Annotated in this window: 12 protein-coding genes and 2 tRNA genes; 10 read left to right on the top strand and 4 right to left on the bottom strand. The window is 67.0% G+C overall.

From position 1 onward, the window contains the following. The first annotated feature begins 13 nt into the window (after positions 1-13). From ilvC to G4H71_RS18775, 3 genes are all read left to right on the top strand, one after another. A complete protein-coding gene (gene ilvC, locus G4H71_RS18765; RefSeq protein ID WP_072740172.1) occupies positions 14-1,027 on the top strand; it encodes a ketol-acid reductoisomerase in 1,014 nt (337 codons plus the stop codon). A gap of 212 nt (positions 1,028-1,239) precedes the next feature. Continuing rightward, complete coding sequence (serA, locus tag G4H71_RS18770; protein WP_072740171.1) at positions 1,240-2,832, top strand: phosphoglycerate dehydrogenase; 1,593 nt, start codon at positions 1,240-1,242, stop codon at positions 2,830-2,832. Between the two features lie 126 nt (positions 2,833-2,958). Continuing rightward, positions 2,959-3,969: a 3-isopropylmalate dehydrogenase gene (locus G4H71_RS18775; RefSeq protein ID WP_072740170.1), complete on the top strand. Its 1,011-nt coding sequence runs from the start codon at positions 2,959-2,961 to the stop codon at positions 3,967-3,969. 42 nt (positions 3,970-4,011) lie between these two features. Here the strand turns inward: G4H71_RS18775 and G4H71_RS18780 are convergent, their stop codons facing one another. Beyond that, positions 4,012-5,229 carry an MFS transporter gene (locus G4H71_RS18780; RefSeq protein ID WP_072740188.1) on the bottom strand — a complete coding sequence of 406 codons (1,218 nt, stop codon included), beginning with the start codon at positions 5,227-5,229 and terminating at the stop codon, positions 4,012-4,014. A gap of 183 nt (positions 5,230-5,412) precedes the next feature. Here G4H71_RS18780 and G4H71_RS18785 point away from each other — a divergent pair, with 183 nt between their 5' ends. From G4H71_RS18785 to G4H71_RS18800, 4 genes are all read left to right on the top strand, one after another. Beyond that, entirely contained in the window at positions 5,413-6,195 is a 783-nt protein-coding gene (locus G4H71_RS18785; RefSeq protein WP_072740169.1) for a fumarylacetoacetate hydrolase family protein, read from the top strand. 126 nt (positions 6,196-6,321) lie between these two features. Further along, complete coding sequence (gene gltX / locus G4H71_RS18790) at positions 6,322-7,800, top strand: glutamate--tRNA ligase (RefSeq protein ID WP_072740168.1); 1,479 nt, start codon at positions 6,322-6,324, stop codon at positions 7,798-7,800. Between the two features lie 151 nt (positions 7,801-7,951). Beyond that, positions 7,952-8,023, top strand: a tRNA-Gln gene (locus G4H71_RS18795). A 78-nt stretch (positions 8,024-8,101) separates the two neighbouring features. After that, positions 8,102-8,174 (top strand) — tRNA-Glu (locus tag G4H71_RS18800). 74 nt (positions 8,175-8,248) lie between these two features. On the opposite strand, the gene G4H71_RS18805 is transcribed toward G4H71_RS18800, so the two are convergent. The 3 genes from G4H71_RS18805 to G4H71_RS18815 form a co-directional block, all read right to left on the bottom strand. Then, on the bottom strand, positions 8,249-8,413 hold the full coding sequence (locus G4H71_RS18805; protein WP_169847199.1) for a DUF5302 domain-containing protein: 165 nt from the start codon (positions 8,411-8,413) through the stop codon (positions 8,249-8,251). 96 nt (positions 8,414-8,509) lie between these two features. After that, on the bottom strand, positions 8,510-9,007 hold the full coding sequence (locus G4H71_RS18810) for a pyridoxamine 5'-phosphate oxidase family protein (protein WP_371843010.1): 498 nt from the start codon (positions 9,005-9,007) through the stop codon (positions 8,510-8,512). 129 nt (positions 9,008-9,136) lie between these two features. Beyond that, complete coding sequence (locus tag G4H71_RS18815; RefSeq protein ID WP_072740166.1) at positions 9,137-9,838, bottom strand: IclR family transcriptional regulator; 702 nt, start codon at positions 9,836-9,838, stop codon at positions 9,137-9,139. A 174-nt stretch (positions 9,839-10,012) separates the two neighbouring features. Between G4H71_RS18815 and leuC the strand changes: the two genes are divergently transcribed. From leuC to G4H71_RS18830, 3 genes are all read left to right on the top strand, one after another. Continuing rightward, complete coding sequence (leuC, locus tag G4H71_RS18820; protein ID WP_072740165.1) at positions 10,013-11,434, top strand: 3-isopropylmalate dehydratase large subunit; 1,422 nt, start codon at positions 10,013-10,015, stop codon at positions 11,432-11,434. 27 nt (positions 11,435-11,461) lie between these two features. Next, the gene (gene leuD, locus G4H71_RS18825; RefSeq protein ID WP_072740164.1) at positions 11,462-12,073 is read left to right on the top strand and encodes a 3-isopropylmalate dehydratase small subunit; all 612 of its coding nucleotides are present in this window, start codon (positions 11,462-11,464) and stop codon (positions 12,071-12,073) included. Between the two features lie 154 nt (positions 12,074-12,227). Beyond that, complete coding sequence (locus G4H71_RS18830) at positions 12,228-12,947, top strand: HU family DNA-binding protein (protein WP_074700617.1); 720 nt, start codon at positions 12,228-12,230, stop codon at positions 12,945-12,947. The last annotated feature ends 25 nt before the right edge of the window (positions 12,948-12,972 follow it).

Below are 12,972 nucleotides of genomic sequence, written 5' to 3' on the forward strand. Positions count from 1 at the left end.
AGAGGTAACAACTGTGGCAGTCGAGATGTTCTACGACGACGATGCCGACCTGTCGATCATCCAGGGCCGCAAGGTCGCCGTGATCGGCTACGGAAGCCAGGGCCACGCGCATTCGCTGAGCCTGCGTGATTCCGGCGTCGACGTGCGCATCGGTCTCAAGGAGGGCTCGAAGTCTCGCGCCAAGGCCGAGGAGCAGGGCCTGACCGTCGGCACGCCGGCCGAGGTCGCCGAGTGGGCCGACGTCATCATGGTGCTCGCACCGGACACCGCTCAGGCGAGCATCTTCAAGAACGACATCGAGCCGAACCTGAAGGACGGCGACGCGCTGTTCTTCGGCCACGGCCTGAACATCCACTTCGACCTGATCGAGGCTCCGGAGTTCGTCACCGTCGGCATGGTCGCCCCCAAGGGCCCCGGCCACCTGGTGCGTCGTCAGTTCGTGGACGGCAAGGGCGTTCCCGCGCTCATCGCCATCGACCAGGATCCCAAGGGTGAAGGCCAGGCTCTCGCCCTGTCCTACGCCAAGGCGATCGGCGGAACCCGCGCAGGCGTCATCAAGACCACGTTCAAGGAAGAGACCGAGACGGACCTCTTCGGCGAGCAAGCCGTGCTCTGCGGCGGCACCGAGGAACTGGTCAAGACCGGCTTCGAGGTCATGGTCGAGGCCGGCTACGCGCCCGAGATGGCGTACTTCGAGGTGCTGCACGAGCTCAAGCTGATCGTCGACCTGATGTACGAAGGCGGCATCGCCCGCATGAACTACTCGGTCTCCGACACCGCCGAGTTCGGTGGCTACCTCTCGGGTCCGCGCGTCATCGACGCCGGCACCAAGGAGCGGATGAAGGCGATCCTGGCCGACATCCAGAGCGGCGAGTTCACCCGGCGGCTGGTCGCCAACGTCGAGAACGGCAACACCGAGCTCGAGGGGCTGCGCAAGGAGAACGCCGAGCACCCGATCGAGGTCACCGGCAAGAAGCTGCGTGACCTGATGAGCTGGGTCGACCGGCCGATCACCGAGACGGCCTGAGTCTCCACCTGTTCTACCCGGCCCGACGTCATGCCGGTTCGTTCGGAGCGAACCGGCATGACGTCGGGCCGTGGTGCGGGAAGGCGATTTCCGACCGGTGTGCCTGTTCGGAGTGAGGACGCACTAAACTCGCCCGTGTCGATGCCGGTCGGGTCACGGCCCGCCATCCGCACCATCTGTCAGCACCACCACCAACCCAGGGGAGTTTGCACGTGAGCCAGAACGGCCGTCCCGTAGTCCTGATCGCCGACAAGCTGGCACAGTCGACCGTCGATGCCCTCGGCGACGGCGTCGAGGTGCGTTGGGTCGACGGTCCCGACCGGCCGGCTCTGCTCGCGGCCGTGCCCGAGGCGGACGCGCTGCTCGTCCGCTCCGCCACCACCGTCGACGCCGAGGTCCTCGCCGCGGCCACCAGGCTGAAGATCGTCGGCCGCGCCGGTGTCGGCCTCGACAACGTCGACATCCCGGCCGCCACCGAGCGCGGTGTCATGGTCGTCAATGCGCCGACGTCGAACATCCATTCCGCGGCGGAGCACGCGGTGGCCCTGCTCATGGCCACCGCACGCCAGATTCCCGCGGCCGATCGCACGCTGCGCGAGCACACCTGGAAGCGGTCGAGCTTCAACGGCACCGAGATCCTCGGCAAGACTGTCGGCGTGGTCGGGCTCGGCCGCATCGGCCAGCTGTTCGCGCAGCGTCTCGCCGCGTTCGAGACCTCGATCATCGCGTACGACCCCTACCTCCCCGCCGCACGTGCGGCGCAGCTCGGCATCGAGCTGGTCGACATCGACGAGCTGGTCGAGCGGGCCGACTTCATCTCGGTGCACCTGCCGAAGACGAAGGAGACGGCCGGACTGATCAACGCCGAGCGCCTGGCGAAGGCCAAGGACGGCGTCATCATCGTCAATGCCGCCCGAGGCGGACTCATCGACGAGGGTGCGCTGTACGACGCCCTCGTCTCGGGCAAGGTCCGTGGTGCCGGTCTCGACGTGTTCGAGTCCGAGCCGTGCACCGATTCCACGCTGTTCGACCTCGAGAACACCGTCGTCACGCCGCACCTCGGCGCCTCGACCTCGGAGGCTCAGGACCGTGCGGGAATCGACGTCGCGAAGTCGGTTCTGCTCGCGCTCGCGGGCGAGTTCGTGCCGGACGCGGTGAACGTGACCGGCGGTCCCGTGGGCGAGGAAGTGGCACCCTGGCTCGATCTGGTGCGCAAGCTCGGTCTGCTCGCGGGCACCCTCGCCCCCGAGGCCACCCAGACCGTCCAGGTCGTCGCGAGCGGTGAGCTCTCCGCCTACAACGTCGAGATCCTCGGTCTCGCAGCGCTGCGCGGCATCTTCTCGGCGAGCAGTGACGAGGCCGTGACGTTCGTCAACGCGCCGCAGATCGCGGAGCAGCGCGGTGTATCGGTTGTCGTCGACACGCACTCGGAGGCGTCGACGCACCGCAGTGCGGTCGAGGTTCGCGCCGTCGCGGCGGACGGGGTGGTCACCTCGGTCACCGGCGCACTCACCGGGCTGCAGCAGGTGGAGAAGATCGTGAACATCAACGCCCGCAGCTTCGACCTGCGGGCCGAGGGCCACAACCTCGTGGTCCACTACTCGGATCGTCCCGGTGTCCTCGGCACGCTCGGTACCGTGCTCGGCGATGCCGGTATCGACATTCAGGCCGCTGCGTTGAGCCAGGACGCCGAGGGCGAGGGCGCGACCGTCATCCTGCGGGTCAGCCAGGTCGTCGCGGACGACCAGGTCGCCGCGATCGTCGGACAGCTCGACGCTCGTGTCGAGCAGGTCGACCTGTCCTGACGTCCACCCGTTACGCCTCGGTGAGGGCCGCTGCCGCCACACGGCGACGGTGGCCCTCACCGTTACAGGACGCGGTTCGCCGCGGAGTCGAATCGCGGTTCGCCGCGGTGGAGAGTGAGTGAACAGATGAAACTTGCGGTCATTCCCGGAGACGGCATCGGCGTCGAGGTGACGGCGGAGGCGCTGAAGGTCCTGCGTGCGCTCGTCCCCGACCTCGAGACCACCGAGTACGACCTCGGTGCCCGGCGCTACAACGCCACCGGTGAGCTGCTTCCCGCCGCGGATCTCGAGGCGATCCGCGCCCACGACGCGATCCTCCTCGGCGCGATCGGTGATCCGTCGGTCACGCCGGGAGTGCTCGAGCGGGGGCTTCTGCTCAACATGCGATTCGCGCTCGATCATCACGTGAATCTGCGTCCCGCACAGCTGTATCCGGGCGTCGCCTCGCCGCTGGCTGCACAGCCCGACATCGATTTCGTGGTCGTTCGGGAAGGCACCGAGGGCCCCTACACCGGAAACGGTGGTTCGATCCGCGTCGGTACCCCGCACGAGATCGCCACCGAGGTCTCGATCAACACGTACTTCGGTGCGGAACGGGTGGTGCGCTACGCATTTGCGCTCGCGCAGACGCGCCGCAAGCATCTGACACTCATCCACAAGACCAACGTGCTCTCGTATGCCGGCGCGATCTGGACCCGCGCCGTCGAGACCGTGGCCGCCGAGTACCCCGACGTCGAGACCGCGTACTGCCACATCGACGCCGCCACCATCTATCTGGTCAGCGACCCTTCGCGTTTCGACGTGATCGTGACGGACAATCTGTTCGGCGACATCATCACCGATCTCGCCGGGGCGGTGACCGGGGGAATCGGCCTGGCCGCCTCGGGGAACATCGATGCCTCACGCACGAACCCGTCGATGTTCGAACCGGTCCACGGCAGTGCTCCGGACATCGCGGGTAAGGGAATCGCCGATCCCACGGCCGCGATCCTCTCGGCGGCGCTGTTGCTGCGACACCTCGGACGCGACGAGGACGCAGCGCGGATCGAACGCGCGGTCGAGGCCGACCTGGCTGCACGCGGCGACCAGGCGATCGTGACTTCGGAAGTCGGAGACCGGATCACCGCCGCGCTCTGAGCGGTCGCCCGCACACCGGACCGACTCCGCCGCCGTCTCCGCTCAACGGGACGGCGGCGGAGTCTCGTCCGCACCGGTACGAGATGCACCGTCGCTCGGTACCAGTGGTGCCGCCAGCGCCGGGAACAGGGCAGACACTGCGAAAGCCGCGGGATATCCGACGACCGCGATCACAGCCCCGATCACCGGCGGTACCGTGGCCGCGACGACGAACTGGCCGGTGTTCTGAATGCCGAGTGCCCGCCCGCCCCAATACGGTCCGGCGATCTCGGCGACGGCGGTGAAGGCGAGCCCGTTGGGCGCAACGGTGACGACCGAGGCTGCCACGAGCGCGGCCACCGCAACGGCCGTACCCGCCGTGCCGGTACCCCACCCGTCGGCGAGTGCGAGAACGGTCATGCACCCTGCCCCCGTGATCGCCACGGTCCGAAGCGGTGTCATTCGGCTGCCGACCCGGTCCGACCAGTAGCCGACCCCCATGCGGCCGGCGGCACCGAGGATCTGTGCGACGGTGACGACCACTCCCGCCGAGGTCGCGGACCAGCCCTCGTCCGCGATGAGCCAGACCAGCGCGAACGTCCACACCGTGTACTGCGGGACCACGAGGAGGGCCGAGGCGGCATGGATGCGCCACAGTGATGCTGCGGTACGAGACGGGGATGTTGCGGAACGATATGGATTGGCGAGCAGTCCCGACTCGGCCGCGGCGGCGCGATCCGGCCGTGGCGGATCGAGCACTCCGCATCCGCACGCGAGCGCGGCGAGAGCGCACAGCACGGTCGGAACGGCGAAGGCCGCGCCGAGACCGTACTCGTGACCGATGCCGGGCATGGTCAGTGCGGCGACCGCGATGCCCAGTGGCAGCGACATCTGGCGCATGCCCATCGCGAGCCCACGCCGGTGCGGCGGGAACCACCCGACCACCACCCGACCACTCGCGGCGTTGGCGGACGCGGCCGCCATCCCACCCACGAAGAGCAGGCACCAGACCAGGACGAGGGAGGGAGCCAGCGCGGCCCCGACGCCGGTTGCCGTACACGCCGCCATTCCCAGGGTGAGTACCCGTCGCTCGCCGAACCGGTCTGCGGCAGCACCCCACGCGACGAGGGTGACGACCACTCCGAGGGTCGGCGCCGCGACGATCAGCCCACTCCGTGCGAGGTCGAGGCCGTGGGTGGCCTGGAGTTCGGGAATGAGGAAGGCGACTCCGTTGACGAACACCGCCTGTGCGGCCTGGGCGAACATCCCGAGCGCGAGCATCGACCAGCGTCGAGCCGTGCCGATGTCCGTGGCCGTCGTCGACACGTGCCGTCACCTCCGCGCAGAAGTCGTAGTTCTCAGATAATGAGAATTACGTCTCACAGTATGATTTCGCCAGCAGTCTATACCGGCGGACGGTGACTCCGCCGTGAGTGGGGCCGTCCCGGCGATAGACTTCGGGGCATGCGTCTTGGTCGAGTAGCGAGTCCCGATGGTGTTGCGTTCGTGAGTATCGAGGGGGAGGGGAACTCGAGTGCGGGGCTGACGGCCCGGGAGATCGCCGAGCACCCGTTCGGCTCGCCCACGTTCACCGGACGTAGTTGGCCGCTGGCCGACGTCCGGCTGCTGGCCCCCATCCTCGCCACCAAGATCATCGCGATCGGCAAGAACTATGCCGCGCATGCGGCCGAGATGGGTGGCGAGGCGCCTGCGGACCCGGTGATCTTCCTCAAGCCGTCCACCTCCATCGTGGGTCCCGACGCCGCGATCGCCTTGCCGAAGAACTCTGCCGAGGTGCACTACGAGGGTGAACTCGCGGTCGTGATCGGACGGCCCTGCAAGGACGTTCCCGCGGCGAAAGCACTCGACGTCGTGCTCGGCTACACCGTCGCCAACGACGTCACCGCCCGCGATCAGCAACGCCACGACGGTCAGTGGACTCGGGCCAAGGGCTACGACACCTTCTGCCCGTTGGGTCCGTGGATCGAGACGACGCTCGATCCGACCGATCTGGACATCACCACCGAGGTCGACGGCGAGGTCAAGCAGAGCAGTAACACTTCGCTTCTCCTGCACGACATTCCGAAGATCATCGAGTGGGTCTCCGCGGTGATGACGCTGCTGCCGGGAGATGTGATCCTCACCGGAACCCCCGAGGGCGTGGGCCCGATCACCGACGGTCAGACCGTCTCGGTGACGGTGTCGGGCATCGGCACACTCACCAACTCGGTGGCGGCCAAGCGCTGACCGCGGGCCACTGCGGCGTACTCGGGTCGCGCGATGTCGGAGCCCGCGCATCCCGAAGCCCGCGCATCTGCACGTACATGGCCGACTAGCCTGTAGGGGACCGTGTACCGCCGACTCGAGTGAGCCATGACCACAAGCGAAGTTCGCGTCCGTTTCTGCCCGTCGCCCACCGGAACCCCGCACGTCGGGCTGATCCGTACCGCGCTGTTCAACTGGGCGTTCGCCCGCCACCACGGTGGCGCGTTCGTGTTCCGCATCGAGGACACCGACGCCGCCCGGGACAGCGAGGAGTCCTACCAGGCCCTGCTGGATGCGCTGCGCTGGCTGGGGCTCAACTGGGACGAGGGGCCGGAGGTCGGTGGGCCGTACGAGCCGTATCGGCAGTCGCAGCGCCGCGAGCTGCATCTCGAGGTGGTGGCGAAGCTGCTCGCGGCGGGGGAGGCGTACGAATCGTTCTCCACCCCCGAGGAGGTCGAGGCCAGGCACCGTGCCGCCGGCCGCGACCCGAAGCTGGGATACGACAACTTCGATCGTGATCTCACGGCGGAACAGCGCCAGGCGTACCTCGACGAGGGCCGGAAGCCGGTGGTGCGCCTGCGGATGCCCGACCACGATCTCACCTGGAACGATCTGGTACGGGGGGAGACCACGTTCAAGTCGGGGACGGTGCCCGACTTCGCACTCACCCGCGGCAACGGGATCCCGCTCTACACGCTGGTCAACCCGGTCGACGATGCGACGATGAAGATCACCCACGTCCTGCGCGGGGAGGATCTGCTGTCCTCGACCCCGCGGCAGCTCGCACTGTACGAGGCACTCGAACGCATCGGTGTCGCCGATCTCACTCCGGAGTTCGGGCATCTGCCGTTCGTCATGGGGCAGGGCAACAAGAAGCTCTCCAAGAGGGATCCGGAGGCCGATCTCTTCATCCACCGCGAGCGCGGCTTCGTCCCGGAGGGGCTTCTCAACTACCTGGCCCTGCTCGGGTGGAGCCTCACCGACGATCGCGACGTCTTCTCGCTCGACGAGATGGTGTCGGCCTTCGACATCTCCACGGTGAACTCGAACCCCGCCCGCTTCGACCAGAAGAAGGCGGATGCGATCAATGCCGAACACATTCGTCAGCTCGATCCGGCCGAGTTCGCCGCCCGGCTCCGTGCCTTCCTCACCGAGTACCACGGCCTCGGTGCGGTCGACGATGCACTCTTCGCGACGGCCGCGGACCTCGTGCAGACCCGCATCGTCGTGCTCTCCGACGCCTGGGATCTCCTGAAGTTCCTGTTCGTCGACGAGTCCGAGTTCACCGTCGATCCCGCCGCGGCCGCGAAGAATCTCGGTGCCGACGCGGGGCCCGTCCTCGACGCGGCCATCGCCTCGCTCGAATCGGTCGACACGTGGACCGCCTCCTCGATCGAGGAGGCGCTGAAGTCGGCGTTGATCGACGGCCTGGGTCTCAAGCCCAGGAAGGCGTTCGCGCCGGTGCGGGTGGGTGTCACCGGCTCGCACATCAGCCCACCGCTGTACGAGTCGATGGAACTGTTGGGGCGGGACGTGTCGTCGGCGCGGTTGCGCAGCGCGCGCTCCCTGGTCCCTGCTGAGGCCTGATTGCGCCGTCGGACCGTCCCGGGCGGGAAGAGACCCAGAAAACAGCGTCTGACCATACGATTTGGTAAATCCCGCTAGGGGGCTGGTAATCTCTTCTTCGGCCCGAGACGGTCCGCGAAGCCCAGTTGCTGCGCAGGTCGGACCAGGCCATTGGGGTATGGTGTAATTGGCAACACAGCGGTTTCTGGTACCGCCATTCTAGGTTCGAGTCCTGGTACCCCAGCGGAAGTTCGGTCGATTTTGTCACCGGACTGCGGCAGGTTAAGCTTGCCGAGCTTCCAGAGCAGAGAACAAAGTTCCTGGCCCCGTCGTCTAGCGGCCTAGGACGCCGCCCTCTCAAGGCGGTAGCGCGGGTTCGAATCCCGTCGGGGCTACAACGAGAAGTCCCCTCCGGTCATCGACCGGAGGGGACTTCTTTCGTTTGGTGATCTGTCCGTTCCCGGACGTCTCATCCGCTCTTGCGCCGGAATTCGCGTTTGTGGTCCGCGGGGCCGTGTGGATGATCGACTTTCGCCTTGCTGTCCAGGTGATCGGTTCCGCCCGCCGCGTGGCGATTCTTGCGTTCGAGCGCCTCCAGGAACTTGCGCTTGGTTTCTTCGCTCGGTTCGGTCACGGTAGAACTCCCTCGATTCGACGGTTCCCTTCCGTGAACATACGCCGACCGAATGTGCGATGCCTCTCATTTTTCGAGGCGGGACCGTGGTGCCGGTCAGTTGCCGGCGGAGGGGTCACCGGAGCGATCGGCAGCCGGTGCGGTGCTCCCGCCCACCGGCATCGGAGGCAGCCCGAGCTTGCGGTGGTCCCACGACCGCGTCCGGTCGGCGACCACGCGTACGGCGACTCGCTTGTGCAGCATCGCCTCGACGGCCGGGCGCAGGCTGTCGTCGTAGGGCCCGGTGTACCGCTCCCAGACGCCGACGCCGACGAGGAACAGCGATTCCGGATCGTCGTACACCTCGGCGCGCCCCTCGATCGACACACCGCGCAGTGTGTCGTAGGTGTCGCCGTCCTCGATCAGCACGCTGACCCGGTCGTCGCGGGCGAGATTGACCGCCTTCTGGGATTTCGCCTTGGTTTCGAACCAGATCTCGGACCCGATCACCGCGAACCACATGGCTGTCAGGTGCGGCGTACCCGCGGGGCCGAGGGTGGCGAGCGTGGCGACTCTGCTCCGCTCCACGAAGTCCTCGATCTCGGAGCTCGTCATGGCGATCTCCGCTCGGCGATGGGTGCTCACGGGTTGTCCTCCTCCGTCGGGCCGACCGGATCTCGACCGGCATCCGTACAGCATGCGTGAGGGTGGTCCGGTATGCGAGAGTTCCGGCCGTTCACGGGATCACAGGCGTTTGTGCAGTGCCTCGGCGGCGGCGAGGAGGTCGGCAGCCCATCGCGCGCCCGGACGCCGGCCCATCCGATCGATGGGGCCGGACACGGAGACGGCGGCGACGACGGCGCCGCCGGCGTCCCGCACCGGAGCGGCCACACTGGCGACGCCGGGCTCGCGCTCGGCCGCGCTCTGTGCCCAGCCGCGCCGGCGCACGTCGAGCAGGATGCGTTCCCCGAAGGCGGCCTCGGGGAGGATGGCGCGCTGGATCTGCGGATCTGCCCACGCCAGAAGCACCTTCGCACCGGACCCGGCCGTCATCGGCAGGCGGGCGCCGACGAGGACGGTGTCTCGCAGCCCGGTGGGAGGTTCCATCGATGCGACGCACACCCGTTGGGTCCCTTCGCGGCGGTAGAGCTGGACGCTCTCACCGGTGATCTCCCGCAGCCGTGGAAGTACCATCGAGGCAGCGGACAGGAGCGGATCGTTGGCACTCGCGGCGAGTTCGGCGAGCCCGGGCCCGGGGCACCACAGCCCGTCGGAGTCACGGGCGAGGAGCCGGTGCACTTCCAGTCCCACGGCCAGCCGGTGGGCAGTCGCGCGAGGCAGACCGGTCCGCACGCACAGTTCGGAGAGGCTGCACGGCTGCTCGGCGACCGCGTGTAGCACGCCCATTGCTTTGTCCAGCACTCCGATGCCGCTATGCTGTCTCATAGGTCGATACCCGTATCTCGCATGTTGGGATAGTAGCGCAATGTTCCGTGGTAGGGAACGCGACATCGCCTTTCGAGAAGCGGGCGACCGGAGACAGGTGGTGCGTCCGCACCGTGCCCGCCGGCCAGCCCCCGGCGCGCACACAGGATCACGTCACGAGACGGCATACACGAGGTGGAGAAGATGGCAGAGAAAGCACGTACCCTCGCCGAGAAGGTGTGGGACGACCACGTCGTCGTGCGCGGCGAAGGCGGTAGCCCCGACCTCATCTACATCGACCTGCACCTGGTCCACGAGGTGACCAGCCCGCAGGCGTTCGACGGCCTCCGCCTGGCGAATCGGCCACTGCGCCGGCGGGATCTCACCATCGCGACCGAGGACCACAACGTCCCGACCATCGACATCGACAAGCCGATCGCCGACCCGGTGTCGCGCACCCAGGTCGAGACCCTGCGTCGTAACTGTGAGGAATTCGGCGTCCGGCTGTACCCGATGGGAGACATCGACCAGGGCATCGTGCACGTCGTGGGGCCGCAACTCGGGCTCACTCAGCCGGGGATGACGGTGGTCTGCGGAGACTCGCACACGTCGACCCACGGTGCTTTCGGCGCTCTCGCAATGGGAATCGGAACCAGCGAGGTCGAACACGTGATGGCAACACAGACGCTGTCGCTGCGGCCGTTCAAGACGATGGCGGTGACGGTGGACGGCGACCTGCCACCGGGAGTGACGAGCAAGGACCTGATCCTGGCCGTCATCGCGAAGATCGGAACCGGTGGCGGGCAGGGCTATGTCCTGGAATACCGCGGCTCGGCCATCGAGAAGCTGTCGATGGAAGCCCGGATGACGATCTGCAACATGTCGATCGAGGCGGGCGCTCGCGCCGGAATGATCGCACCCGATGCGATCACGTACGAGTTCCTCGCCGGGCGTCCCCACGCGCCGAAGGGCGCGGACTGGGACGACGCCGTGGCGGCGTGGGAGCAGCTGAAGACCGACGAGGGTGCGGTGTTCGACCACGAGGTGCACATCGACGCGGCATCGTTGACCCCGTTCGTCACGTGGGGCACGAACCCGGGGCAGGGTGCTCCTCTCGGGACGGCGGTTCCGGACCCCGAGGACTTCGTCGACGAATCGGACCGGGTGGCAGCGGAGAAGGCGTTGACCTACATGGCCCTCGAGCCCGGAACTCCGTTGCGGGAGGTAACGATCGACACGGTCTTCGTCGGGTCCTGCACCAACGGACGGATCGAGGACCTGCGATCCGTCGCCGAGGTGCTGCGCGGCCGCAAGGTCGCGGACGGCGTACGGATGTTGATCGTCCCCGGCTCCATGCGTGTTCGGGCCCAGGCGGAGGAGGAAGGCCTCGGCGAGATCTTCACGGCCGCGGGCGCCGAATGGCGACAGGCGGGCTGCTCGATGTGCCTGGGAATGAACCCGGACCAGCTGTCGCCGGGTGAGCGGTCGGCGTCCACGTCCAACCGGAACTTCGAAGGCCGCCAAGGCAAAGGGGGGCGAACCCACCTGGTCTCACCGCCTGTCGCAGCTGCCACCGCAGTGCGGGGCACCCTGTCCGCACCGTCAGATCTGGTCTAGGACCCGAGTAAATCAGGAGAAGTTTCGATGGAATCCTTTACAACGCACAAAGGTATCGGCGTCCCGCTGCGACGCTCCAATGTCGACACCGACCAGATCATTCCGGCGGTCTACCTGAAGCGGGTGACTCGCACCGGTTTCGAGGACGGGCTGTTCGCGGCATGGCGTGGTGACCCGAATTTCGTCCTCAACATCGCACCGTACGATCGTGGATCCGTGCTCGTCGCCGGACCGGACTTCGGTACCGGGTCCTCCCGCGAGCACGCGGTATGGGCTCTATCGGACTATGGATTTCGGGTCGTGATCGCCTCGCGGTTCGCCGACATCTTCCGCGGCAACGCCGGCAAGGCGGGTCTCCTGGCGGCTCAGGTGGAGCAGTCGGACGTCGAACTGCTCTGGAAACTGATCGAGGAGCAGCCCGGTCTGGAATTGGTCGTCGATCTGGAGAACCGAACTGTGACGGCCGGAACAACCGTGGTGGGCTTTAACATTGACGACTACACGCGGTGGCGTCTGCTCGAGGGTCTCGACGACATCGGATTGACGTTGCGGCAGGTAGAAGCGATTTCGGAGTTCGAAAAGTCAAGGCCTTCATGGAAACCTGTGACGATCGAAGAGCCCGAATCGAGTACTTCCTGAGCCCGCAACGGCCCTCTTCTCGACCGAATATTCCTCGTCGACCGGTGCCACGCCAACGAGAATTGGCGTGGCACATAGACTCTTGCCGTATTCTGGGTTTACCGTGGTTCGTAGTCGGTCCAAAGGTGGGCCATCAGTTTGCGGAGGAATTTCAATGAACAAGGCAGAGCTCATCGATGTTCTGACCGAGAAACTTGGGTCGGACAGGCGCACGGCCACCGAGGCAGTCGAGAACATCGTCGATACGATTGTTCGCGCTGTACACCGCGGGGAGAGCGTCACGATCACAGGTTTCGGTGTCTTCGAGCAGCGTCGTCGCGCGGCCCGAGTGGCGCGTAACCCGCGCACGGGCGAGACCGTCAAGGTCAAACCGACTTCCGTTCCGGCGTTCCGGCCCGGTGCGCAGTTCAAGGCCGTGATCGCCGGCGGCCAGAAGCTCCCGGCCAGTGGTCCGGCCGTCAAGCGCGGCGCGGGCGTCCCGGTCAAGAAGGCAGCGGCGAAGAAGACCGCGGCCAAGAAGGCGGCAGCCAAGAAGACGGCGGCGAAGAAGACCACCGCCACCAAGGCGCCGGCCAAGAAGACCGCGGCGAAGAAGACCACCGCCACCAAGGCGCCGGCCAAGAAGACCGCGGCGAAGAAGACCACCGCCACCAAGGCGCCGGCCAAGAAGACCGCGGCGAAGAAGACCACCGCCACCAAGGCGCCGGCCAAGAAGACCGCGGCGAAGAAGACCACCGCCACCAAGGCGCCGGCCAAGAAGACCGCGGCCAAGAAGACCACCGCCACCAAGGCGCCGGCCAAGAAGACCGCGGCCAAGAAGACCACCGCCAAGAAGACGGCGGCGAAGAAGGCCCCTGCCAAGCGTTCACGCTAGGTCAGGTTCGATCACGCCCGGCGGG

The organism is Rhodococcus triatomae (genome assembly GCF_014217785.1).
GTDB lineage: Bacteria > Actinomycetota > Actinomycetes > Mycobacteriales > Mycobacteriaceae > Rhodococcus_F > Rhodococcus_F triatomae.

Coding starts and splice junctions, on each gene's coding strand:
- gltX (WP_072740168.1), top strand. CDS start 6,322: ATGACCACAAGCGAAGTTCGCGTCCGTTTCTGCCCGTCGCCCACCGGA.
- G4H71_RS18830 (WP_074700617.1), top strand. CDS start 12,228: ATGAACAAGGCAGAGCTCATCGATGTTCTGACCGAGAAACTTGGGTCG.
- leuD (WP_072740164.1), top strand. CDS start 11,462: ATGGAATCCTTTACAACGCACAAAGGTATCGGCGTCCCGCTGCGACGC.
- G4H71_RS18810 (WP_371843010.1), bottom strand. CDS start 9,007: ATGACGAGCTCCGAGATCGAGGACTTCGTGGAGCGGAGCAGAGTCGCC.
- G4H71_RS18815 (WP_072740166.1), bottom strand. CDS start 9,838: ATGAGACAGCATAGCGGCATCGGAGTGCTGGACAAAGCAATGGGCGTG.
- G4H71_RS18775 (WP_072740170.1), top strand. CDS start 2,959: ATGAAACTTGCGGTCATTCCCGGAGACGGCATCGGCGTCGAGGTGACG.
- G4H71_RS18780 (WP_072740188.1), bottom strand. CDS start 5,229: ATGCTCGCGCTCGGGATGTTCGCCCAGGCCGCACAGGCGGTGTTCGTC.
- G4H71_RS18785 (WP_072740169.1), top strand. CDS start 5,413: ATGCGTCTTGGTCGAGTAGCGAGTCCCGATGGTGTTGCGTTCGTGAGT.